This window comes from Reyranella sp. (genome assembly GCF_965279625.1).
Classification (GTDB): domain Bacteria; phylum Pseudomonadota; class Alphaproteobacteria; order Reyranellales; family Reyranellaceae; genus Reyranella.
The window spans coordinates 2,843,287-2,868,214 of the sequence record NZ_OZ257251.1 but is presented as its reverse complement, the minus strand read 5'-3'; the positions used below and the strand labels follow the sequence as shown (position 1 = coordinate 2,868,214).

Sequence of the window (24,928 nt, the reverse complement as noted above, 5' to 3'; positions counted from 1 at the left end):
CCAACGATGAGCGACGATGCGCTCGCCGCCGCCCTGAAGGTAATGGACGACTATATCGGCGGCCTGAATCGCCATGACGAGCCGGCCGTCAACGACGCTTGCAATTTCCCGCATGTGCGGCTGGCGGGCGGCAAGGTGGTCGTGTGGCCCAACCACGGCGACTACAAGCTGGGCGATTTCGTCGCCCGCGCCGGCGACGGCTGGCACCACAGCACTTGGGACGAGCGCACGCCGATCCATGTCGGCCGCGACAAGGTCCATCTCAAGGTGAAGTTCAGCCGCTGGCGCGAGGATGGATCGCTCCTCGGCGTCTTCGAGACGATCTACATCGTGACGCTTCAGGACGGTCATTGGGGAATACAGGCGCGGTCGAGCTTTGCCGACTGAGCGCTTGTGGGAGAGGGGCCGGCCTCGCTAGGGTCGGTTCACGGGGAATTTTTCACTTATTCAGGAGGGGGATGTCATGCTGACCCGCAATCGCCTGCTTGCCGGCACCGCCGCGCTCGTGGCGCTGTCGCTCGTCGGACCGGCTGCCGCGCAGGCGCCGATCAAGATCGGCGAGCTCAACAGCTACAAGGTCTTCCCGGCCTTCCTCGAACCCTACAAGAAGGGCATCGAGCTGGCGGTCGAGGAGGTCAATGCCGCCGGCGGCGTGCTCGGCCGCAAGATCGAGGTGGTGAGCCGCGACGACAACGGCAATCCCGGCGATGCCGTGCGCGTCGCCGAGGAGCTGCTGAGCCGCGAGGGGGCGTCGTTCCTGATCGGCACCTTCCCGTCGAACGTTGGCCTGGCAGTCGCCGATTTCGCCAAGCAGCGCAAGGTTCTGTTCATCGCCGCCGAGCCGCTGACCGACAAGATCGTCTGGGACCAGGGCAACGCCTACACGTTCCGCCTGCGCACCTCGACCTACATGCAGACGGCGATGCTCATTCCCGACGCCGTCAAGCTGAACAAGAAGCGCTGGGCGATCGTCTATCCGAACTATGAATACGGCCAGTCGGCGACTGCCGCCTTCAAGAAGCTGCTGAAGGAGAAGCAGCCCGACGTCGAGTTCGTTGCCGAGCAGGCGCCGCCGCTCGGCAAGATCGACGCCGGCGCCGTGGCGCAGGCCCTGGCCGACGCCAAGCCCGACGCGATCTTCTCCTCTCTGTTCGGTCCCGACCTCGCGAAGTTCGTGCGCGAGGGCCAGACCCGCGGCCTGTTCAAGGGCGTCGAGGTCTTCAACCTGCTGGCCGGCGAGCCGGAATATCTCGATCCGCTGAAGGAGGAGTCGCCCGACGGCTGGTACGTCACCGGCTATCCGTGGAGCGAACTCAAGACGCCCGAGCACACCAAGTTCCTCAACGCCTACCAAGCCAAGTTCAAGGACTATCCGCGACTGGGTTCGGTGGTCGGCTATGCGACCGTGATGTCGGCGGCTGAAGCCATCAAGAAGGCGGGCTCGCTCGACCAGGAAAAGCTGGTCGCGGCGATGAGCGGCCTGAAGCTGATCACGCCCTTCGGCATGATCGAGTACCGGCCGATCGATCATCAGTCGACCATGGGCGCCTATGTCGGCCAGATCGGCGTGAAGGACGGCAAGGGCTACATGAAGAACTGGCGCTTCGTCGACGGCAAGGACGCCCTGCCGAGCGATGCCGACATCCAGAAGATGCGGCCGAAGAACTGATAGCCCGTCTGTTGGTTTCGTCCCTCTCATTTCCTCCCCCGTTTGACGGGGGAGGTGGCCTGAAAGGCCGGAGGGGGAAGGCCATTGGCATGACCTTTTCTTCTCTTACCTTCGTGTTGCTTTCCCCCTCCCCTGCCCTCCCACGTATGACGGGGGCGGGAGTTGAGGTGGCCGTCGCGTGACTCTCGCTTCCATCCTCATCCAGCTGCTGAACGGGCTGGCGGCCGCCGCGTCGCTGTTCCTGGTGTCGGCCGGCCTGTCGCTGATCTTCGGCGTCACGCGGATCGTGAACTTCGCGCACGGTTCGCTCTACATGCTGGGGCTCTACGGCGCTTATTCGCTGATCGAGTTCTTTGGCCGGACGCCGCTCGGCTTCTGGGGCGCCGTCGTGCTTTCGGCGCTGGCGGTCGGCCTGGTCGGCATCCTGATCGAGGTGCTAGTCCTGCGGCGCATCTATCGCGCGCCGGAGCTGTTCCAGCTGCTGGCGACCTTCGCGGTCGTGCTGGTGATCAAGGACATCGCGCTCTTCACCTGGGGCGCCGAGGATCTGGTCGGCCCGCGCGCGCCCGGCCTCTCGATGGCCGTCGAGATCATGGGGCGCCGCATCCCGGCCTACGACCTGCTGCTGATCGCCATCGGTCCGGTCGTGCTGGGCCTCGTCTGGCTGCTGCTGACGCGCACGCGGTGGGGCGCGCTGGTGCGGGCGGCGACCCAGGATCGCGAGATGGTCGGCGCGCTGGGCGTCGACCAGGCCAAGCTCTTCACTTCGGTCTTCTTCGTAGGCTCGGTGCTGGCGGGCCTGGGCGGCGCGCTGCAGATCCCGCGCGAGCCGGCCAATCTCGAACTCGACCTCGCCATTATCGCCGATGCCTTCGTGGTCACGGTGGTGGGCGGGCTGGGCAGCATCGGCGGCGCCTTTCTGGCCGCCATCATCATCGGCGTCGCCAAGGCCTTCTGCATCGGCATCGGCACCGTGACCTGGTTCGGCTTCGAGGTGTCCTTCTCCAAGCTCACCCTGGTGGTCGAGTTCCTGATCATGGCGCTGGTGCTGGTCGTGCGGCCCTACGGGCTGCTGGGCAAGCCGCAGGCCGCGCAACGGGCGGCCGAACCGGCGCCCCGGCTCCAAGTGCCGTCCTGGACCTTCGCGCTGGTCTGGCTGGTGCTGCTCGCGCTCGTGCCTTTGGTCGCCGACCGCTACACCACGATCCTGCTGACCGACATCGTCTGCTTCGCGCTGTTCTCGGTCTCGCTGCATTTCATCATGGGGCCGGCCGGCATGGTCTCGTTCGGCCACGCCGCCTATTTCGGCATCGGCGCCTATGCGGCGGGCCTGCTGATGAAGCGCTTCGGCCTGCCGATGGAGGCCGCCCTTCTGCTGGCGCCGCTGGTCGCCGGACTGTTCGCCATCGTCTACGGCTGGTTCTGCGTGCGGCTCTCGGGCGTCTACCTCGCCATGCTGACGCTCGCCTTTGCCCAGATCAGCTGGTCGATTGTGTATCAGTGGGATTCTGTCACCGGCGGCAGCAACGGCGTGTTCGGCATCTGGCCGCCTGCCTGGCTCGCTGACAAGACCGCCTATTACTATCTGGCGCTCGTTCTCTGCGGCGCCGGGATCGTCTTCCTGTGGCGCGTGCTGTTCTCGCCCTTCGGCTATGCCCTGCGGGCCGGCCGCGATTCGCCGCTGCGCGCCGAGGCCATCGGCATCGACCTGCGCGGCTTCCAGTGGGCGGCCTTCGTGCTGGTCGGTGCGCTGGCTGGCCTCGCCGGCGCGGTCTACGCCTTCTCCAAGGGCAGCATCTCGCCCTCCAGCATCTCGATCGCGCAGTCGACCGACGGGCTCATCATGGTGCTGCTGGGCGGCGTGGAAACCCTGACCGGCCCGGTGGTCGGCGCGGCGATCTTCACCTGGCTGCGCGACGTGGTGGCCCGCAACACCGAATTCTGGCGCGCCGTGATGGGCGGCGTGATCCTGCTGATCGTGCTGCTGTTCCCGCAAGGACTCGTCGGCGGCCTGAAGGCGCTGGTCGCGCGCTGGCGGGAGCAGCGGGCATGAGCCACGCGGTCCTGCAGGTCGAGGGCCTGCACAAGGCGTTCGGCGGTGTCCAGGCCGTGGCCGACGTCTCCTTCGCCGTCTCGGCCGGCGAGATGCTGGCGCTGATCGGGCCCAATGGGGCGGGCAAGAGCACCTGCTTCAACATGCTGAACGGCCAGCTCGTGCCCGACTCCGGCATCGTGCGCCTCGAAGGCCGCGACATCGTGGGCCTGCGGCCGCGCGCCATCTGGCGGCTGGGTGTCGGCCGCACTTTCCAGATCACCGCCACCTTCGCCTCGCTCAGCGTCCGCGAGAACGTGCAGATGGCGCTCTATTCGCATGCCGGCCGGCTGCGCTCGCTGCTGTCGCGCTTCGGCGCGGCGTTCGTCGGGGAAGCCGATGCGCTGCTCGACCAGGTCGGCATGCTCGACCAGGCGGAGCGGACCTGCGGCGTGCTGGCCTATGGCGACCTGAAGCGGGTCGAACTCGCCATCGCGCTGGCCAACGAGCCGCGCCTGCTGCTGATGGATGAGCCGACCGCCGGCATGGCGCCGAAAGAGCGCGTGGCGCTGATGGAGCTGACGGCACGGCTGGCACGGGCGCGCAACATCGCGGTCCTGTTCACCGAGCACGACATGGACGTGGTCTTCACCCAGGCCGACCGCATCATCGTGCTCGACCGCGGCGTGCTCATCGCCGGCGGCACCCCGCCCGAAGTCCGCGCCAACCCCAACGTGCGCGCGGTCTATCTCGGGAGCGCGCATTGACCGCGTCGCCGATGCTCGAGGTCAAGGACCTGCATGCCTTCTACGGCCGCGCCCATATCCTGCATGGCATCTCGCTGGAGGTGCGCGCCGGCGAGGTCGTGGCGCTGCTGGGCCGCAACGGCGCGGGAAAGTCGACGGCGATGAAGGCGATCATGGGGCTGGTGCCGCCGGCGCGCGGCGAGGTGAGCTTCGCCGGCCAGCGCATCGAGCGCCTGGCGCCGTACCGGATCGCGAGGCTCGGCCTGGGGTACGTGCCCGAGGAGCGGCGCATCTTCACTGAACTGTCGGTGATGGAGAATCTCGAAGTCGGCCGTCAGGCGGCGCGGGCCGGCGTGCCGACCTGGACGGAAGACAAGCTCTTCGCGCTGTTCCCCAATCTCGCTCGCATGCGCGAGCGGCCGGGCGGGCGCATGTCCGGCGGCGAGCAGCAGATGCTCACCATCGCCCGTACCCTGATGGGCAACCCGAGCTGCGTCCTGCTCGACGAGCCGTCCGAAGGGCTGGCCCCCATCATCATCGATGAGATGGCCAATTCCATCCGGGCGCTGAAGGGCGAGGGCGTGTCGGTGATCCTGTGCGAGCAGAACCTGCATTTCGCGCTGGGCGTCGCCGACCGCGCCTACATCATCGAGAAAGGTCAGATCCGCTTCGGCGGTTCCATGGCCGAGCTGGCGGCCAACGAGTCCCTCCGCGAACAATATCTTTCGGTTTGAACCCATGGCGTCCAAGAGCACTTTCACCGTCGGCATCGATGTCGGCGGCACCTTCACCGACCTGCTGGCGATCGATCCGGCCACCAACGAGGTGAAGCTCGCCAAGGTGCCGACTACGGTCGACAACCAGGCGATCGGCTTCATGGCGGCGCTGGCGGCGGCGGGACTGGATCCGGCGCTGCTGCAGGCGGTCGTGCACGGCACGACGACGACCACCAATGCGGTGCTCGAACGCAAGATCGCCAAGGTCGGGCTGATCACAACGAAGGGCTTCCGCGACGTGCTGGAGCTGGGCCGCCGCACGCGCCCTCAGGCTTACGGCTTGCGCGGTACCTTCACGCCGCTGATCGACCGCGAGGTGCGGCTCGAAGTATCCGAGCGCATGGATGCCGACGGCAAGGTCCTGACGGCGCTCGACGAGGCCGCGGTCGCCGAGGCCGCGAAGGCGCTGCTGGCGGCGGGCTGCGAGGCCGTCGTCATCCATTTCCTGCACAGCTACATCAACCCGGCGCACGAGCGCCGCGCCGCCGAGATCGTGCGCGGCCTGTGGCCGAACGCCTATGTCACGGCGGGCCACGCCATCCTGTCGGAGTATCGCGAGTACGAGCGCGGCGTGACGGCGGCGGTGAATGCCTCGGTGCAGCCGGTGCTCGACCGTTACCTGTCGCGTCTGCGCAAGGAGCTGAAGGCCAAGGGCTACGATCGCGACCTGCTGGTGATGCAGGGCAACGGTGGCACGATCTCTTCGCAGCTTATCGCCGAGGCGGCAGTGAACACGGTGATGTCCGGCCCGGCCTCGGGCGTGATGGCGGCAGCCTATACCGGCCGCGCCTCGGGCCATCCCAACCTGATCACCTACGACATGGGCGGCACCTCGACCGATGTCGGGCTGATCGAGAATGCCGTGCCGCAGGTCTCGGGCGAGCTCGAACTCGAATATGCGATGCCGATCCACGTGCCGATGGTCGATGTGCACACGATCGGCGCCGGCGGTGGTTCCATCGCCTCGGTCGATGCGGCGGGCATGCTGCGGGTCGGCCCCGAGAGCGCGGGCGCGCGGCCCGGTCCCATCTGTTACGGCCGCGGTGGCGCCGAGCCCACCATCACCGACGCCAACCTGGTGCTGGGCCGGCTCAATCCCGACAAGCTTCTGGGCGTCGATCATCCCGTGACGCTCGATCATGTGCGTGGGCTGGTGCTGGAGAAGGTCGGCCAGCGTCTCGGCCTCGATGCCGGGGCGGCGGCCGCCGCCATCCTGCGCATCGCCAACGACCGCATGGCCGGCGCGGTACGTCTCGTGTCGCTGTCGCGCGGCCACGATCCGCGCGACTTCGCACTCTTTGCTTTCGGCGGCGCCGGTCCGCTGCACGCGACCGCCCTGGCGCGGGAGCTGGGCATTCCGACCGTGCTGGTGCCGGTGCGGCCCGGCATCACCAATGCGCTGGGCTGCGTCGTGGCCGACCTGCGCCACGACTATGTGCGCACCGTGAACAAGCCGCTGTCCGCGGTCGACGACGCGACGGTGGCGCGCATCTATGCCGAGCAGGCGAGCGAAGGCGAGGCCACGATCGCGCGCGAGGGCGTGCCGGTGCGCGAGCTGCGCCGCGTCCTCTCCGCCGACATGCAGTTCCAGGGGCAGAGTCACATCCTGTCGGTCGGCGTCGACAGCGCCGATATCGGTGTCGCGGGCCTGCACAAGGCCTTCGCCGCTGCCTACTTCCGCCGCTTCGGCATCGAGCTGCCGGAGATTCCGCCGGTGCTCGTCAACCTGCACACCGCGGTGATCGGCGTACGCCCCGAAATCTCGCTGGCCGCGCTGGCGGCCACCGAGCGCGCCGCCACGCTCGACGCCGCGAAGCTCGGCACGCGTCGCGTCTGGTTCAGCGACGGCTGGCACGAGACGCCGGTCTATGCCCGCGAGAAGCTGCCGCTCGATGCCACGCTCGAAGGACCGGCGATCCTCGAACAGCTCGACTGCACCACCGTCGTCGAACCGGGCGACACGGTCCGGCAGGACGGGCTCGGCAATCTGTTGATCTCGGTGAGCCGCCAGGACACGATCCAGACCTCGACAGGGTAGGAATATCGATGGCGTTTCGCTTCGTGCATGCGGCCGATATTCATCTGGATTCGCCGCTTCGATCGCTCGCGCTGCGCAATCCCGAGCTTGCCGATCTGATCGGAAACGCGACGCGCCAGGCCTTCACCGGCATCATCGATCTGTGCCTCGCCGAGGAGGTCGATGCGCTCTTCCTAGCGGGCGATCTCTACGACGGCGATCAGACGTCGATGAAGACGGCGCGCTATTTCGCGAATCAGCTTCATCGCCTGGACCAGGCCGGTATCCGGGTCTTCATCGTTCGCGGCAATCACGATGCGCTGTCGCGCATCACCAAGGAACTGGTTCTCCCCGAGTCGGTCAAGGTCTTCAGCGGCCGCGCCGAGGCCATTGCCATCGAGGGTGCGGCCGGCAAGCCTCGCGTGGTGATCCACGGTATGAGTTTCGCGCAGCCTCACGCCCCGGACAGCCTGCTGCCGCGCTACAAGCCGCCCGTCGAGGGGGCAGTGAACGTCGGAATCCTGCACACGAGTCTGGCCGGGGCGCCCGGCCACGATCCCTATGCGCCGTGCAGCGTCGCCGATCTGCGCGCCACGGACTTCCGCTACTGGGCTCTCGGCCATGTTCACAAGCGCTTCGTCGCCGACGGTCCCTGTACCATCGTGATGCCCGGCAATCCGCAGGGCCGCGATATCAACGAGGCCGGCGCCAGGTCCGTCACCCTGGGCACGATCGCCGATGACGGTTCGATCCGCATCGAGGAGCGGTACACGAGCGTTGCGCAGTTCGAGAGGACCGTCGTCGACGCGAGCGGCATCGCCGAATGGCGCGACCTGATCGCGGCGACCGCCAAGGCAATGGAAAGGACCCGGGCAAGTGTCGCGGCGGGTCACCTGGTGGTCCGGTTGAAGATCGTCGGAAAGACCCCGCTGGCGTGGCGGATGCGCAGCGATCTCGATCTCCTGAGGGCCGATGTGGAGCACCGCGCCGCCGCGATGGGCGCCTGCAGCGTGGAGAAGCTGGAAATCGACTGCCAGCCTTTGGATATGCTCCCAGTGTCATCGGGCGACCCGATCGCGGAGTTGCGCCGGCTGATCGAGAGCGAGATCGTCCGCTCCGATGCGTTCCAGCGAGAGGCCCTCGAGATCGGCGAGGAGCTGAGGGGGCAACTGCCGCAGGAATGCCGGCATCTCCTCGGCGCCGACGAGGCGGGTCTCAGGGACTTCATTCTGTCGCTGGCCCAGGATGGAGCCGACGATGTGCTTGCCCGGCTTCATGCCCAGGCCAAAGCCGGAGAGGGCTGATGCGCCTAAGGCGGCTCGACCTCACGCGCTATGGCCGGTTCACCGGGCGCAGCATCGATTTCGGCCCGGCGGAGGAGGGCGCGCCCGATCTGCACATCATCTACGGTCCGAACGAGGCGGGTAAGTCGACGGCGTTGGCAGCCTTCCTGGATTTTCTGTTCGGGATCGAGCCGCGGTCGCGCTTCAACTTCCTTCATTCCTATCCGACGATGCGCATCGGCGCAGCGCTCGAGCTTGCGCGGGGCAGCCGGGAACTGGTCAGGGTGAAGCGGGCGCAGAACAGCCTCCTCGACGCCGGCGACCAGCCGGTCCCGGAGGCGCTCATCCAGGCGGAGCTGGGCAACATCGATCGCGACTCCTACCGGACGATGTTCTCGCTCGACGACGACACGCTGGAAAAGGGCGGCGAAAGCATCCTCGCGAGCAAGGGCGATCTCGGGCAGCTGCTGTTTTCGGCCAGCGCCGGCCTGTCCGATCTGGGCCGCAACCTCGAGGAGATCCGCGGCGAAGCCGACAGGTTCTACAAGTACCGCGCCCGGAGCGGAGAGCTGGCCGACCTCAAGGCCCGGCTGGCGACGTTACGGGCCGAACGAGAGAAGATCGATACCTTCGCCGCGCAATATGCCCTACTGGTCGCGACGCGTGACAAGGCCTTCAGCCTGTACAACGACGTCCTGGGAGAACGCGCCAGGATCGATTCCCGGTGCGGCGAGATTGCGCGACTGCTGATCGCCCTTCCTCGCCTTGGAGCGTTGCGAGAGATCCGGCAACGTCTCCTGCCGCTCGCCAATCTGCCGGACATTCCGCGCGACTGGGCCGAGCAGCTGCCCGGGATGCAGAAGGATGAGATCGCCCTGGAGACGCGGGCACAGGCCGTCGAGGACGAAGTAGCGAGGCTGGAAGGTGAACTGGCGGCGATCGTCGTCGATCCGGCCGCTCTCGCCCTGGCCCAACGGTTCAGCGGCCTCTCCGATCTCCGGGCCCGATACGTCACGGCGACTAAGGACATTCCGGAGCGTCGGCTGCAGTCGCGGGAGGTCGACCTCGTCATCTCCGGCATCCTCGAACGGATCGAACGCAAGGACGAGCCGGAGCCGGGCAGGCTGCTGCTGGGTGCGTCCATCGCGGCGTCCTTGCGAGCGTTGATCGAGAGCTGGTCGGGAATCGAGGCCGCCCTGAAGGCCGCCGAGAACGAACTCGAGGCCGCCAGAGGCCGCGTGGAGGAAGCACGGGTCCAGCTCGAGGAGGCTGGAGGCGCCAGAGAGAGCGAACGCAACCCGTCGAGCCTTGCCTCCACGCTCGGTCCGGTCGTGGCGGCCCTGCGGGCCGACGATCACGTGGCCCGGCGGCGGCTTGCCGACCGCGCGCATGCCACGCATCTGCGAGCGCTGGAAGAGCGACTCCGGGACCTGCACCCCTGGTCGGGCGATATTGAGCAGCTGGCGGCGTTGAAACTGCCGGACGCCAGTACCATCGAGCGGTGGAAGAAGGAGACCGCGGCCGCGCAACGGCAGGTCGACCGGCACGAGGACGATATCGAGCGGCTGACCACCGAGCGCGACAGGATCAAGGCGGAGCGCGACGCGCTGGGTGTCACCGGCGTCGTCGGCGATCAGGAAGCAAGCGAGGTTCGCATGGCGCGGGAGCGCGCCTGGGCCAGCCATCGACGGACCCTCGACGACGCCTCGGCCGATACGTTCGAGGCGGCTCTGCGTCAGGACGACATCGTGACGACGACCCGGCTCGGACACACGACCGACCTCGTGAAGCTTCAGGAGGCGAGCCGTGCGTTCGTGGTAGCGGAACAGGCCCTTGGGCGCGCCGTGGGCCTGCGCGATGCGGCGGCGGCGGTCTTGCAGCGTGTGGCTGACGAGATCGCGGCGGCGCTCGGCGCTGCGTCCCCGGCGCTGCCGGTCACGATGACGCTGCCGCAGCTGGAGGCCTGGCTGTCGCGGCGCGCCTTGGCCCTGGACGTGCGAGCGAACCTTCTCTCCGCGCGACACGACAGGGAAGGAGCGGACTCGGACGCGAGGGCGGCGCGCGACAGGCTCACGGCGGCGCTCGTCGCCAGAGGCATTGCGGTCGAAGCGGAGGCAAGCTTCGAGGGGCTTCTTGAAACGGCGCAGGGTGCGATCGATCAGGAGGGTGAACTCGAGAACCTGCGGACGGCGCTGGCCGCGCGCCAGCGCGACCTGCAGCGGCGGGAGCGGGAGGTGGAGAAAGTTTCTGCCTCGAGGAACGAGTGGACGTCGGCCTGGCAGGCTGCATGCAAGCCATGCTGGTTAGGCGATGCCGACCCGATGCCGTCGATGGGCGCGGTCCGCGAGATTCTGGCGGCACTGGTCGAGTTGCGCCCCGCTCTCGAGAAGCGCGCGGGGTTCGCTGACCGGATCGAAAAGATGGAGAACGACCAGGCGGCATTTGCTGCCGAACTCGAGGCCATGGCCGGGGAGATGGGCGTTACCTCGGCGGGGATCGCACCCCTCGATCTCGCCCGCGAACTCCAGCGCCGCGTCGATGCGGCGCGCGCGGCCGAGGCGGAGCGAATCGGCAAGAAGCGCGACCTCGAAGCGGCGCTGGCAAAGCAACGCGCTCTTGCCGAGGACGTCGCCATCCACGCGCGACTCAAAGCCGAACGGACGGGGTTCTTCGGAGTCCAGTCGCTCGGCGAGGTGGCCGTGAAGCTGCAGGCCATCGAAAGAAGGAGCGGGTTGCAGGAGCAGTACGATGCGGCGGTCCGCGACATTGTCGCGATGCTGCAGGTGGCGACGATCGACGAGGCCGAACGGCTGCTCGAGGACCTGGAGAGAGGCGCCCTCGAAGCCGAGTTGGCCGAGTTGAAGCCGCGGTCTGCCGATCTGGATCAGCGCTGCCGCGATCTCTTCTCCGAGCACAGCAAAGCCGTGGACGCCGTCGAAGCGGTGGGAGGCGACGACGCGGTCGCCCGGATTGAGGAGCAGCGGCGGACGACGCAGCTCGATGTCGAGGACAAGGCGTTGCATTACCTGCGGCTAAGGCTGGGCTCTGCCGCTGCCGAGCACGCCCTGCGGGCCTATCGCGAGCAGCACCGCAGCTCGATGATGGCGCGCGCGTCGGATGCGTTCAGGACGATCAGCCGTGGGACCTATGAGGGCCTGGCCACGCAGCCGGACAAGGACGGAGAGACGCTGATCGCCGTCGGCGCGGACGGCCGCTCGAAGATGGCGATGGAGTTGTCGAGAGGCGCCCGCTTCCAGCTCTACCTGGCGCTCCGGGTTGCCGGTTACCACGAGTTTGCCCGGTCACGTCCCTCGGTGCCGTTCGTCGCCGACGACATCATGGAGTCGTTCGACGACTTCCGCGCGGAGGAGGCCTTCCGCCTGTTCGCCGACATGGCCGGGGTCGGACAGGTGATCTATCTCACCCATCATCGCCACCTGGCGGAAATCGCCCTGCGCGTCTGTCCGACGGCCCGCCTTCACCAAATGGAAGCGTGATCGCCGAGTCTGGCCGCTTGCTGATTCCCCCTTCCTGCTCAAGAGTGACGCCGCTGAGTTTGGGAGGAAAAGAAAAGTGAAGATCACCGACGTCGTCTGCCACATCCTGAGCTGCAAGGTCGACAAGCCGTTCGTCTCGGCGCGCGGCTGGGTCTATGGTACGCGCTCGACCTGCCTCGTCGAGATCTCGACCGACGAGGGCATCACCGGCTGGGGCGAATGCTACGGTCCGGCGGCCGTCGCCAAGACCTTCGTCGAGACGCAGTACAAGGCGCGCGTGGTCGGCCGCGATCCGTTCGACGTCGAAGCGATCTGGGAAGACCTCTACAACAGGATCAAGGATTACGGCACGACCGGCATGGCGATCTCGGCCATCTCCGGCATCGACATCGCGCTGTGGGACATCATGGGCCGCGCCGTGAACAAGCCGGTGCACAAGCTGATCGGTGGCGCCTATCGCACCGAGGTCATTCCCTACGCGACCGGACTCTACTTCATCGACATGAACCGTCTGATCGACGAGGCGGTCGAGGAAGCGCTGGAGTTCAAGCACGCCGGCTTCCAGGCGATCAAGATGAAGATCGGCCTGGGCGACCTGAAGCTCGATGCGAAGCGGGTCACGGCGGTGCGCGAGGCGATCGGTCCGGACGTGAAGCTCGCGGTCGACGCCAATCACTGCTTCTCGGTGCCCAACGCCATCAAGCTCGGCCGCATGCTGGAGGAGCAGGACATCCTCTGGTTCGAGGAGCCGATCAGCCCCGAGGACCATGACGGCTATATCGAGGTGACACGCGCGCTCGATATGGCGGTGGCCGGCGGCGAGAACGATTTCACCCGCTGGGGCTTCCGCGACGTCATTGCGAGGAAGGCGATGGACATCGTGCAGCCCGACCTCTGCGCCGCCGGCGGCTTCTCGGAATGCCGCAAGATCGCAACGCTCGCCTCGGCCTTCGGCGTCGAATGCGTCCCGCACGCCTGGGGCTCGGCGATCGGGCTGGCCGCCACGGTGCAGTTCCTCGCCGCGCTGCCGGACCAGCCACCGGCCTTCCGGCCGATGCCGCCGATGCTCGAGTTCGAGCAGACGCCCAACCCGTTGCGCGATCACCTGGCGCAGGAGCCGATCGAGCAGAAGAAGGGCATCGTCAAGGTCCCGACGGGTCCCGGCCTCGGCATCGAAATCGATCGCGAGGTCCTGAAGAAATACAAGGTCGCGTGATCTCTGTCGTCCTGAGCGCAGCGAAGGACCTTGCGCCAGCCGCATAGGACTTGCCTGATCGTTCGGTGAGATCCTTCGCTGCGCTCAGGATGACAATGGAGCCGATATGAAAATCGTCGACGTAAAGGCCTATCCGACCAGCTATCGCGTGCCCAAGGAGCTGCAGGTGTCGCTGGGCATCGGCACCATGACCAAGCGCGACTGCGTGATGGTCAAGGTGACGACCGAGGACGGGATCGTGGGCTGGGGCGAAAGCCACCATGCGCGATCACCGGGCAGCATCGGGCACCTGATCAACACGACGCTGAAGGGCTTCGTGGTCGGCATGGACGCCACCGACACGGTCGGCATCTGGGCCAGGATCTACAAGTTCCAGCTCGGGAGTCACGGCATGGGCGCCGCCACCGCCATGGCGATGAGCGGCCTCGACCAGGCGCTGTGGGACATCAAGGGCAAGGCCGTGGGCTGGCCGCTCTACAAGCTGCTGGGCGGCTCCAACAGACCGGTGCCGGCCTATGCCGGTGGCATCTCGTTGGGTTACCAGGCGCCGGAGTCGCTGGCCGATGAGGCAGAACCCATGATCGCGGCGGGCTACAAGGCGCTGAAGCTCAGGGTCGGCGACAGCGTCAAGAACGACATTGCGCGCATGACCGCGGTGCGCAAGCGCTTCGGCGACGACATGGTGCTGCTGACCGACGCCAACACCGGCTACACGGTCGAGGATGTGCGGCGGGTGATGCCGGCGATGGACGAGCTGGGCATCTCCTGGCTGGAGGAGCCGTTCCCGGCGCACGACCACCGCTCCTACGCGATGGCCAAGGGCTGGGGCGTGACGCCGCTGGCGGCCGGCGAGAACCACTACACGCGCTTCGAGTTCCACCGGATCATCGAGGACGGCAACATCACCATCCTGCAGCCCGACCTGTCCAAGAGCGGCGGCATCACCGAGGTGCAGCGAATCGCGGCGGCGGCCTCGATGTGGAAGCTGCCGATCCACCCGCACAGTTCGATGACCGGCCTCAATCACGCCGTGTCGATCCACTTCCTGGCGTCGATCGACAATGGCGGCTACTTCGAGGCCGACCTCTCGGTGGCTAACAAGTTCCGCGACGAGCTGGGCAGCGCGCCCTGGGAGATCGGCAAGGACGGAAACGTCCGCCCGCTCGACAAGCCCGGCATCGGCGTCGAGATCGACGAAGAGTTCCTGATTGCCCACCCGGTGATCGAGGGGCCGGGCTACGTCTGAGCTGGAGAGGCTGTTTCAGCGCGAGTCAAACCGATACCCTCATCCTGAGGAGCCGCACGCAGTGCGGCGTCTCGAAGGATGGGTAACAAACGCGGTGCTGGCGCCCACCCTTCGAGACGCGGTCCTGCGGACCGCTCCTCAGGGTGAGGTGGTGCGGTCAGGAGTGGAAGACTCTACGTCGCCGGGATGAGATCGCTCGCCTTCTCCGCGATGGCGTTGGTCGCGGCGTAGGTGTTGCCCGAGACCATGGTCGGCATGCAGGAGGCATCGGCGACCCTCAGCCCCTCGAGGCCGATCACGCGCATGCTCAGCGGATCGACGACCGCCATCGGATCGGTGCCGAGCTTGGCCGTACCCACTGGATGATAGGTCGTCGAGCCGGTGGCGCGGGCATGGGCCATCCATTGCTCGTCGGTCTGCACGCCGGGGCCGGGTAGGTTCTCCTCGACCACATGTTCCTTGAGCGGCGAGGTGTTGATCAGCTTGCGGAGATATTTCATCGCCGCCAGCAGCGCGTCGCGATCGTGCTGGACCGCCAGATAGTTGGGCTGGATCTCGGGCTTGGCCGCGGGATCCGAACTCAGCGCCTTCACGTGCCCGGTGCTCTCGGGCCGTAGCTGCGAACAGCCGAGCGTCATGCCAGGCACCGAATCCAGCACCGACGTGCCGTAGCTGCCGGGCGCGTAGCTGGCCGGCGCGAAATAGAGCTGCATGTCGGGCGTCTCGAGGCCCGGCCGCGTCTTGAAGTATCCGCCGGCATGGCTCGGGCTCGACGTCAGCAGGCCCTTGCGCGTGACGGCGTAGCGGATCACCTCGCCGACCAGCCGCAGCCCGTGGCTGCGCTCGTTCAGCGAGCCCGCGCCCTTCACCAGCGCCGAGACGCGCACGGCATAGTGGTCGCGCAGGTTGCGGCCGACGCCGGGCAAAGCGTGTTTCACCGCGACACCGATGGCGGCGAGATCCTCGGGGTGGCCGATGCCGGAGATCTGCAGGAGCTGCGGCGTGTTGATGGCGCCGCCGCTCAGGATCACGTCGCGGCGCGCGCGTATCGTTTTCATCTGGCCGTCGTGGCGGTAGGTGACGCCGACGGCCTTCCTGCCCTCGAGGTCGATCCGCTCGACCAGCGCGCGGGTGAGCACCTTAAGGTTCTGCCGGTCCATGGCGGGCCGCAGATAGGCATCGACGGGGCTCCAGCGCCGGCCGCGCTTCATCATCTGCTGATAAAGCATCGTGCCTTCCTGGTTGCCGCCGTTGTAGTCGGGCGAGCGCCTCAGCCCGAGCGCCTCGTTGGCGGCCATGAAGGCGTCGGACAGGTCGTGCGGATCGCGCTGGTCCTCGATGCTGAGGGGACCTGCACGGCCGCGCACCTCGTCGCTGCCGCCGACCCGGCTCTCGGCGCGCTTGAAGTAGGGCAGCAGGTCGTCCCACGACCAGCCGCGGCAGCCGAGCTGCGCCCAGGTGTCGTAGTCCGCCGACTGGCCGCGCACATAGAGATGGCCGTTGATCGAGCCCGAGCCGCCCAGCACCTTTCCGCGCGGAAATCTGATCTTCCGATCGTCGATGTGCGGCCCGGGCGCGGTCTCGTAGCCCCAGTTGAGATTGTCGTTGTAGACCGTCTTGTTGAAGCCGGCCGGCACCTTGATCCAGATATGGTTGTCCTTGCCACCGGCCTCGATGACGGCGACCGTATTCTGGCCCGAAGCGGACAGGCGATTGGCCAGCACGCAGCCCGCGGCACCGGCGCCCACGATGACGTAGTCGAACTCTTCCATTTTTATTCTCCCGTTCATTCATTGACCTCATCCTGAGGAGGTCGCGGGGCGACCGTCTCGAAGGATGGGCCACGGTCGCGATCTGTGGCCCATGCTTCGAGACGGCCGCTGCGCATCCTCCTCAGCATGAGGTTGGGCTAGGCGGCGACGACGAGCGTCGACGCCAGCTGGCGCACCGACTTCACCATTGCCATGGCGACCAGCTTGCCGGTCTTGCGGTTCTCCTCGCTGACGGCCACGTCTTCCATGAAGGTGAAGCGACCGAACGTGCCCCTGGCTTCCAGCTCGACAATGTGCGTGGAGATGGTGGGATCGGCCACAATGACGACACGTGTCCTGTCGAGACCCAGGCCGGCGATCGCAGCGGCGGCCGAGATGTTGACGTTCTGAGGATAGAGCCGCGCGCCCTCGCGTACCGGCCCGTCGAAGACGGTGTGCGGGGCCTTCAACGCGTCGAGATCGACCAGTGTCTCGGCAATGGTGCCCTTCCAGGCCGACGGATCCTTGCGCACCGTGACGGTGACGCTCTCCAGCCCACCGACCGCGGCGCTGCTCAGGATATCGAGCGCGCCGATGCCGGCCGACGGCAGGATCAGCCGCACGCCATTGGCCCTGGCGACGCCCAGCAGACGCTCGAACAGGACCGTGTCGGTGAAGGCGCCGACGGACGTCACGAGGAAATCCGCGCCGCTTTCCAGCACGCGTTGCCCGTATGTGCGGACGGCCTCATGCCCCGCGCATTCGGCCACGGCGTCGAAGGTGTGGCCGAAGAAACGGTCGGGCTCGTGGGTCAGCAGGCTATCCTCGGGCCGCGGGCGCTTTACCAGCGCCGCGACCAGATCGAGGTTCTCGATGTTGCCGGCCTTCAGCGCCGCCTCGACATGCTTGCCGATGGCGCCGTAGCCGATCATGCCCAGCCGGACCGCGGCCCTGGTCGTCACGAGAGGCGGCTCTCCACCCAGCGTGCCCAGGAGATGAGCTGGTCATCGCTGCCATGCTTGCCGATGAGCTGCACGGAGAGCGGCAGGCCGAACGGTCCCGTGTTGAAGGGCAGCGCGATGCAGGGTGTGCCGAGCAACGTCCAGAAGCGGTTGAAGAGCGGGTCGCCGGTGTTGCCGAGACCGGCCGGCGCTTCGCCCTTGGCTGACGGCGCCAGCAGGAGGTCGAACTTCTCCCAGGCGTCGTCGAGCTGGGCTACCGCCATCTTCTTGCGCTTCTTCGCGTCGGCATATTGCCTGGCCGTCACCGCGTCGCCGTCGATCATGCCCTGCTGCATCACCGGGGAGAGGAGATGCGGGAAGCGCTTGCGCTCCGGGGCGTAGGACTGCGTCGCTTCCTTGGTCATAATGCGGTGCTGCGCCTGCATCAGCCCGGTCCAGTCCTCCGGCGCCTGCCACTCGCGCACCTTTGCGCCGGCGGCGCGCAGCGCGCGGACGGCTTCGAGGATGTTCTTCTGATTGTACGGCTCCGCCAGGTCCCACCACGGGGTGCGGATCAGCCCGATGCGCGGCGGCTCGCGCACCGGATCGGCAGCTTCGTGGCCGTAGGCCGCGCGGATCAGGGCGAGGTCGTTGGCCTCGCGGGCGAAGAAGCCGAGCGTATCGAGCGACTTGGCGTAGGTCTTCACGCCCGTCATGTCGGCCCAGCCGTAGGTGCCCTTGTAGGCGACCACGCCGTTGAAGGCGCCGGGCCGGATCACCGAGCCCGCGGTCTGCGTGCCGTAGCCGACCGGCGCCATGAAGTCGGCGACCGCGGCCGCCGAGCCGGAAGAGGAGCCCGCCGGCGTGTGGCGGAGATTGTGCGGGTTGTGGGTCTTGCCGGCATGGGCGCCGGCGAACTCGGTCGTGACCGCCTTGCCCAGCACGAGGGCGCCGGCCTTCACGAGCTGTGTGACGCAGGCGGCGTCGAAGCCCGCGACATGGTCGCGATAGATCGGCGAGCCGCAGGTCGTGGGCATCGTCCTGGTCGAAATAATGTCCTTCACCGCGAGCGGCACGCCGTGCAGCGGGCCGATCGGTTTGGCACGCTTGTCGAGCAGGTCGGCGCGTTTGCGGGCACCTTCCGGATCGAGCGCCTCCCAGGCATGGACCTGGCCTTCGCGCTGCTCGATGCGGTCGAGGCAGGCCTCGACGAGGTCGCGGGCCTTCAGCCGCTTCTCGCCCATCCGTCGCACGGCCTCGCTGGCCGATAGCCTGTTCGGCGATTTCGCCATTCGCTCGTTCCCCCTTTTCAGCTCGTCCCGCGCATGATGACCGAGCGGCCGGCGGAAAGGTAGCCCGTGCCGGGGGCGCCGACTGGCATGCCGCTTGCTGCCGGGAGTCCATATCCGAGGAGGGCTCCATGGACATCGGTGTATTCATTCCGATCGGAAACAATGGCTGGCTGATCTCCACCACATCGCCGCAATACATGCCGAGCTTCGATCTCAACCGGCAGATCGTGCAGAAGGCCGAGGGCTACGGGCTCGATTTCGCCCTGTCGATGATCAAGCTGCGCGGCTTCGGCGGCGAGAGCGAGTTCTGGGACCACAACCTCGAATCCTTCACCCTGATGGCAGGACTGGCCGCCGTGACCGAGCGCATCCGGCTCTATGCCTCCGTGGCGGTGCTCACCATCCCGCCCGCCATCGTCGCGCGCATGGCCTCGACCATCGATTCGATCTCGAGTGGCCGGTTCGGCGTCAACATCGTGTCGGGCTGGGCCAAGGACGAGTACGAGCAGATGGGCCTGTGGCCGGGCGAGGCCTATTTCGGCTACCGCTACGACTACTCCACCGAGTTCGTGACGGTGATGAAGGAGCTCTGGGAAACCGGCACGTCCGACTTCAAGGGCAAGTACTTCCAGATGTCGGACTGCAAGCTCAGCCCTCGGCCGAAGGAGCCGATCAAGATCGTCAGCGCCGGCCAGAGCCCGCGCGGCATGGAGTTCGGGGCGACCTACTGCAACTACAATTTCACCCTGGGCAAGGGCGTCAACACGCCGACCGCCCATGCCCCGACCAACCAGCTGATGGTCGAGGCGGCCGAGAAGACCGGCCGCGACGTCGGCAACTACGTGCTGATGATGGTGATCGCCGACGAGACCGACGAGAAGGCGATGGCCAAGTGGAAGCTCTACAACGACGGGGCCGACATGGGCGCGATGGCCTGGATGTCGGGCCAGGCCGACGCCGATCCCAATGCCGCCGAGGGCGGGACCGCCAAGGCGATCTCCGCGCCCGAGGGGGCGATCAACTTCAACATGGGAACGCTGGTCGGCTCCTATGCCAGCGTGGCGAAGATGCTCGACGAATGCGCCACCGTGCCCGGCACCAAGGGCATCATGCTGACCTTCGACGACTTCCTGGCCGGCATGGACAAGTTCGGCCAGCACATCCAGCCGCTGATGAAGTGCCGCAGCGACCGCCTGGTCAAAGCCGCCGCTTAGGCCGAGCAACGCTCGGCCTGTGAGCGTCAGGCCGCGGCTTGGTCACAAGCCGCCACGCGAAGCGATGTCCGGGAGCGCCGCTTTCAGGGAGGACCTGCTACCATGGTCGTCATGACGACCATGGAACCCTCCCAACGCTGGCAACGTCACGGGCAGATGTCAGAGCCCGGGACTGGATCATTGAATTTCGACGAATTGCCCGTCGATGTCGGAGCACTCTGCCGGATCGTGCAGGGCGTGCTGATTCATTCCGACTGGCTCACGGCCTACGGCGTGAGCGAGGCCCAGTTCCGCACGGTCTCGCGCGAGACCTTGCCGCTGGCCGGCCGGCTCAGGCAGATCGCCGAACTCGATGGATCCGCGCTGACGGTGGAGCGGGCGCCGGACCGGCGCGCGGTCGGCACCTGTCGCGACTACGCGTTGATGCTGTGCGGCATGCTGCGCCAGCAAGGCGTGCCGGCACGCGTGCGCTGCGGCTTCGGGGCCTACTTCAAGAGGGAGTGGGAGGATCACTGGATCTGCGAGTACTGGCGCGAGGGGAGCTGGCGCCGTGCGGACGCCCAGCTCGATCGCATCATCGCGCCGCGTCTGGGCATCGGGTTCGATCTCGCGGACCTGCCGGACGACATGTTCATCACTGCCGGGGAAGCGTGGCTGCGTTGTCGTGCGGGCGAGGCCGATCCCCTGGACTTCGGACACGGTGCGCAGGCGAGCGGCCTGTGGTTCGTGCGAGTGAACGTCGTGCGCGACCATCATTCGGTGAACGGACGCGAGACGTCCGATTGGGATACGTGGCGGCAGGCGACGGCGGCGCACCACTTCCTATCCGAGGCCGAATGCGCCGCAGCCGACGAATTGGCCGCCCATCCGGAGAAGCCGACGGCCGAACCGCTTCCGCCGTGGCTCGGCCGTTGAGCTGACCGCGGTCAGTGCTCCTTCGTCGTCGGCGGCAGTGCTGCCGACGGCGTTGCCGGCTTGACGCCCATCCATCCCTTCACGGTCTCGCGGAAGCGCTGGAAGGCCACGTAGAGGCCCGGGATCACGAAGATGCCGAGGAACGAGGCGGCGATCATGCCGCCGAACACCGCGGTGCCGACGGCGCGCTGGGTGGCGGCGCCGGCGCCCGAGGAGATCACCAGCGGTACCAGTCCCAGGATGAAGGCGAACGAAGTCATCATGACGGCGCGGAACCGCAGGCTGGCGGCCGTCGTCGCCGCGGTGACGACGTCGGCTCCCTTCTCGCGTTCCGCCATCGCGAACTCGATGATCAGGATGGCGTTCTTGGCGGCGAGCGCGATCAGCACCACGATGCCGATCTGGGCGAAGATGTTGTTGTCGAGGCCGGCGATCAGCAGCGCCGTCACGGCACCGAACAGGCCGACGATGACCGACAGCAGCGCCGCCACCGGGATCGCCGTGCTCTCGTAGAGGCCGACCAGGAAGAGGTAGGCGAAGACGACGGCGAGACCCAGGATGAAGCCGGTCTGGCCGCTGGCCGCCTTTTCCTGCAGCGCCGTGCCCGTCCATTCGAAGCCGTAGCCGGCGGGCAGGGTACGGGTCGCGAGCTTCTCCATGGCGGCGATGGCGTCGCCCGAGGAGTAGCCCGGCGCGGGCGCGCCGTTCACCACCACCGAGCGCAGGTTGTTGTAGCGGACGACGGAGGAGGGCGCGGTGACCATCTCGATGTTGGCGACCGCCTGCAGCGGCACGAGTTCGCCGCTCGCCGCGCGCACCCGCACGCGGAACACGTCGTTCACCTTGCTGCGGTCGGAGGCATCGGCCTGCACCTTCACCTGCCAGGTTCGGCCGAACAGGTTGAAGTCGTTGGTATAGGCGCCGCCCAGCGCGGTCTGCATGGCGGAGAAGATGTCGGCGATCGATATGCCCAGCGCCTGGGCGCGTTCGCGGTCGAGCTTCAGGTTGATCTGCGGCGTCGAGGCGCTGTAGGTCGTGTAGACACCGGCGAGTTCAGGCACTTCCTGCGCCGAGATCATCACGCCGCGCGCCACGGCCGCGAGATCGGTGGGCGAGGCGCCGGCGAGCGACTGCACCACGAATTCGAAGCCCGACGAATTGCCCAGGCCCATGATGGGCGGCAGGTTGAAGGCGAAGACGTTTGCGGAAGCGATCTGGCTGAAGGCGATGTTGAGTTCCTTCAGGGCCTGGAACACCGAGAGCGAGGCGTCCTTTCTCTGATCGAACGGCTTCAGCTCGACCACGACCAGCGCACGGTTGGGCAAGGCCAGGCCGTCGATCAGGCTGTAGCCCGAGACGGTAAAGACGCTCTGCTTCCAGGGCTTGTCGGCAATGGTCTTCTCGACTTCCGCGACGGCCGCGAGCGTGCGGTTGGTCGAGGCCGCATCGGGGAGCTGCACTTCGGCCATGAAGGCGCCCTGGTCCTCGTCGGGCAGGAAGCCCGAGGGCACCATGGAGCCGATGCCGCCGGTCGCGGCGGCGAAGCCCACGACCAGCAGGAGGGCCACGATGCCGCGACGTGCCAGCGGCGTCACGAGCTTGGTGTAGCCGTCGCGCGTCCGGTCGATGCGGCCCTGCATCCATCCCATGACGCCGGTCGGCTTCTTGCGGTGGCGCAGGATCAGCGAACAGAGGGCGGGCGACAGCGACAGCGCGTTGATCGCCGAGATGATCATCGAGACCGACACGGCCACGGCGAACTGGGCGTAGAGCTGGCCCGAGATGCCGGGGATGAAGGCGGTCGGGATGAAGACCGACAGCAGCACCAGCGTGATCGCGATGATCGGGCCTGTGACCTGGCCCATGGCCTTCTCGGTCGCCTGGGCGACCGTGAGTTCGGGCTCGTGCTCCAGGATGTGCTCGACCGCCTCGACCACGACGATGGCGTCGTCGACCACGATGCCGATCGCCAGCACGAGCGCCAGCAGCGAGATCGTGTTGGCCGAGTAGCCCAGCGCCAGCATGACGGCGAAAGTGCCGATCAGCGCCACCGGCACCGCGATGATCGGGATCAGCGTGGCGCGCAGGTTGCCGAGGAAGATGAAGACGACGATGCCGACCAGCACGAAGGCCTCGATCAGCGTCTTGATCACGCTCTTGATCGTGGCCTGCACGAAGACCGTCGTGTCGTACATGACGTTGTACGCGACATCCTCGGGAAAGCGCGGCTCCATCGCCTTGATCGCGTCGCGTACGCCCTGGGCGGTGGCCAGCGCGTTGGCGCCGGGCAGCTGGTAGATCTGGATGCCGGCCGCGGCCTGACCGTTGTAGCGGCCGAGCTGGTCGCTGGTCTTGGCGCCGAGCTCGACGCGGGCGATGTCCTTGACGCGGACAAGGGCGCCGTCGGACTTGGCGCGCACCACGATGTTCTCGAATTCCTCGACGGTGACGAGGCGGCCTTGCGTCGTGATGTTGAGCTGGAAGCTGACATCGTCGAGCAGCGGCGCCGCGCCCACCAGACCGACGGCGGCCTGGACGTTCTGCGCCTGTACCGCCTGCACCACCTCGTTGGGGGTGATGTCGAGGCTCGCCATGCGCTCGAGGTTCAGCCAGATGCGCATGGAATAGTCGAGCGCGCCAAACAGCGTGGCGTCGCCGACGCCCGGCACGCGCCGCAGCGTGTCGAGCAGGGTGATGGTCGTGAAGTTCGACAGGAACAGGGCGTCGCGCGAGCCATTGGGCGAATAGACGGCCACGACCTGCAGCAGGGCCGAGGACTGCTTCTTGGTCGTGACGCCCAGCCGCTGCACCTCGGGTGGCAGCAGGGCAAGCGCCTGGTTGACCCGGTTGGTGACGTTGACGGTGTTGAGGTCGGGATTGGAGCCGACCTCGAAGCTGATGGTGAGCTGGTAGCTGCCGTCGCCGCCCGACGTCGACTTCATGTAGATCATGCGCTCGACGCCGTTGACCTGCGCCTCGATGACCTGCGCCACGCTTTCCTCGACCGCCTGCGCCGACGCGCCGGGATAGGTCGCGGTGACGCGGACCTGCGGCGGCACGATGTCGGGGAACTGCGCTACCGGCATCGCCGTCATGGCGATGATGCCGGCGATGGTGATGACGGTCGAGATGACGAACGCCAGCCGCGGGCGGCGGATGAACAGCGACGAGATCGTCATGGCTATTGCTTCTGCGTCGAGGCAGAGGGGGGCGCCACGGTGGGATTGACCGTCATGCCCGGCCGTACGCGCTGCTGGCCCTGCACGATGACCCTTTCGCCGGCCTGAAGGCCGGAGGTGATGGCGACCATGCCGTCACGCGACACCCCGGTCCTGACGCGCTTCTGCTCGACCGCGTTCTTGTCGTTGACGACGAAGAGATAGGCGCCGGTCTGGTCCTGGGCGATGGCGGCTTGCGGCACGGCGACGGAGGTCGGCACCTTCTCGCCTTCGATGATGACCCGCAGGGTCTGGCCATCGGTCAGCATGCCGTCCGGATTGGGGAAGGTGGCGCGGACGATCTGGCCATCGGTCTTGGCGTCGACCGTGTTGTCGATGAAGTCGATCTTGCCCTTTTCCTTGTAGATCGTGCCGTCGGCCAGGCGGATGCGCACCACGATGCCGTTCGGGTCGGTCGCCTGGTCCCGCCGTGCTTCGAGCAGCTCGCGCTGCGTCACGGGGAAGAGCACGCGGATCGGGTTTTCGCTGACGACCGTCGCCAGCACGCCCGATTCGGGGCTGACGAGATTGCCCGGCGAGAAGGCGGCGCGACCGATGCGACCGTCAATCGGCGACTTGATGTCGGTGTAGGAGAGCTGGAGTTCGACGTCGCGGAGCTGGGCGTTGGCGTCCTCGACCTGCGCCTTGGCCTGGAGCTGCTCGGAGAGCCGCTGGTCGTAGGTGACCTGGGTGCCGGTGTTGGTGCGCAGCAGCTCGGCGGCGCGCTTCAGCTGAAGCTCGGCATTCGCCAGCGCCGCGCGCGCGGCATCACCCTGCGCCTTCTTCTGGTCGACCGCCGCCTGGTAGGTCTCGGGTTCGATGGTGAAGACGACCTGGTCTTTCTTGACCTGATCGCCGTCGGCGAACTTGCGCGGACCGAGGAAGCCCTTCACCCGGGCCCGCAGCTCGACCTTGTCGACGGCAGCGGCGCGGCCGATGAACTCGGCCTGGTCGGCGATCGGTTTCAGTTCGGCAGCCTGGACGAGCACGGCGGGGGGTGGGGCGCCCGGCTGCTGAGCGAGAGCCGGGGCCAAGCTGCAGGCAGCCCAAAGCGCCGCAGCGACGAGCATCGAAGCCGTCGAACGTCGGTCTTTCATCTTGAAGTCCCCGCTCAA

17 protein-coding genes are annotated in these 24,928 nt (G+C 67.2%); 12 read left to right on the top strand and 5 right to left on the bottom strand.

Translation table 11 applies throughout. From position 1 onward, the window contains the following. Positions 1-6 precede the first annotated feature (6 nt). The 10 genes from ACQY78_RS13950 to ACQY78_RS13905 all read left to right on the top strand — a co-directional run bounded on the left by ACQY78_RS13950 (position 7) and on the right by ACQY78_RS13905 (position 14,482). Entirely contained in the window at positions 7-387 is a 381-nt protein-coding gene (locus ACQY78_RS13950) for a hypothetical protein (protein WP_428686280.1), read from the top strand. Positions 388-463: 76 nt separating this feature from the next. Next, entirely contained in the window at positions 464-1,669 is a 1,206-nt protein-coding gene (locus ACQY78_RS13945; RefSeq protein WP_428686279.1) for an ABC transporter substrate-binding protein, read from the top strand. 178 nt (positions 1,670-1,847) lie between these two features. Further along, a complete protein-coding gene (locus ACQY78_RS13940) occupies positions 1,848-3,722 on the top strand; it encodes an ABC transporter permease (RefSeq protein ID WP_428686278.1) in 1,875 nt (624 codons plus the stop codon). Then, positions 3,719-4,468, top strand: a complete 750-nt coding sequence (locus tag ACQY78_RS13935) for an ABC transporter ATP-binding protein (protein WP_428686277.1) — start codon at positions 3,719-3,721, stop codon at positions 4,466-4,468. The genes ACQY78_RS13940 and ACQY78_RS13935 overlap by 4 nt, the downstream gene beginning before the upstream one ends. Before the next feature lie 11 nt (positions 4,469-4,479). After that, positions 4,480-5,181 (top strand): ABC transporter ATP-binding protein, encoded by a 702-nt coding sequence (locus ACQY78_RS13930; RefSeq protein ID WP_428686377.1) that lies wholly within the window; start codon positions 4,480-4,482, stop codon positions 5,179-5,181. Between the two features lie 4 nt (positions 5,182-5,185). Beyond that, the gene (locus ACQY78_RS13925; protein ID WP_428686276.1) at positions 5,186-7,261 is read left to right on the top strand and encodes a hydantoinase/oxoprolinase family protein; all 2,076 of its coding nucleotides are present in this window, start codon (positions 5,186-5,188) and stop codon (positions 7,259-7,261) included. 8 nt (positions 7,262-7,269) lie between these two features. Further along, complete coding sequence (locus tag ACQY78_RS13920; RefSeq protein ID WP_428686275.1) at positions 7,270-8,544, top strand: metallophosphoesterase family protein; 1,275 nt, start codon at positions 7,270-7,272, stop codon at positions 8,542-8,544. Continuing rightward, entirely contained in the window at positions 8,544-12,020 is a 3,477-nt protein-coding gene (locus ACQY78_RS13915) for an AAA family ATPase (protein ID WP_428686274.1), read from the top strand. Before ACQY78_RS13920 ends, ACQY78_RS13915 begins: the two co-directional genes overlap by 1 nt. 76 nt (positions 12,021-12,096) lie before the next feature. Then, positions 12,097-13,236: a mandelate racemase/muconate lactonizing enzyme family protein gene (locus tag ACQY78_RS13910; protein ID WP_428686273.1), complete on the top strand. Its 1,140-nt coding sequence runs from the start codon at positions 12,097-12,099 to the stop codon at positions 13,234-13,236. Between the two features lie 106 nt (positions 13,237-13,342). Next, a complete protein-coding gene (locus ACQY78_RS13905; protein WP_428686272.1) occupies positions 13,343-14,482 on the top strand; it encodes a mandelate racemase/muconate lactonizing enzyme family protein in 1,140 nt (379 codons plus the stop codon). Positions 14,483-14,655: 173 nt separating this feature from the next. On the opposite strand, the gene ACQY78_RS13900 is transcribed toward ACQY78_RS13905, so the two are convergent. From ACQY78_RS13900 to ACQY78_RS13890, 3 genes are all read right to left on the bottom strand, one after another. Then, a complete protein-coding gene (locus tag ACQY78_RS13900) occupies positions 14,656-16,254 on the bottom strand; it encodes a GMC family oxidoreductase (RefSeq protein ID WP_428686271.1) in 1,599 nt (532 codons plus the stop codon). A gap of 137 nt (positions 16,255-16,391) precedes the next feature. After that, the gene (locus tag ACQY78_RS13895; protein WP_428686270.1) at positions 16,392-17,195 is read right to left on the bottom strand and encodes an aspartate dehydrogenase; all 804 of its coding nucleotides are present in this window, start codon (positions 17,193-17,195) and stop codon (positions 16,392-16,394) included. Next, positions 17,192-18,466 (bottom strand): amidase, encoded by a 1,275-nt coding sequence (locus ACQY78_RS13890; RefSeq protein WP_428686269.1) that lies wholly within the window; start codon positions 18,464-18,466, stop codon positions 17,192-17,194. Before ACQY78_RS13890 ends, ACQY78_RS13895 begins: the two co-directional genes overlap by 4 nt. Positions 18,467-18,594: 128 nt before the next feature. Here ACQY78_RS13890 and rutA point away from each other — a divergent pair, with 128 nt between their 5' ends. Together rutA and ACQY78_RS13880 are read left to right on the top strand one after the other, a co-directional pair. Beyond that, on the top strand, positions 18,595-19,680 hold the full coding sequence (rutA, locus tag ACQY78_RS13885; protein WP_428686268.1) for a pyrimidine utilization protein A: 1,086 nt from the start codon (positions 18,595-18,597) through the stop codon (positions 19,678-19,680). 180 nt (positions 19,681-19,860) lie between these two features. After that, positions 19,861-20,595, top strand: a complete 735-nt coding sequence (locus ACQY78_RS13880; RefSeq protein WP_428686267.1) for a transglutaminase domain-containing protein — start codon at positions 19,861-19,863, stop codon at positions 20,593-20,595. A gap of 11 nt (positions 20,596-20,606) precedes the next feature. Here ACQY78_RS13880 and ACQY78_RS13875 read toward each other — a convergent pair whose 3' ends face one another. After that, entirely contained in the window at positions 20,607-23,774 is a 3,168-nt protein-coding gene (locus tag ACQY78_RS13875) for an efflux RND transporter permease subunit (RefSeq protein ID WP_428686266.1), read from the bottom strand. Between the two features lie 2 nt (positions 23,775-23,776). Further along, positions 23,777-24,910 (bottom strand): efflux RND transporter periplasmic adaptor subunit, encoded by a 1,134-nt coding sequence (locus ACQY78_RS13870; protein WP_428686265.1) that lies wholly within the window; start codon positions 24,908-24,910, stop codon positions 23,777-23,779. Between the last annotated feature and the right edge of the window lie 18 nt (positions 24,911-24,928).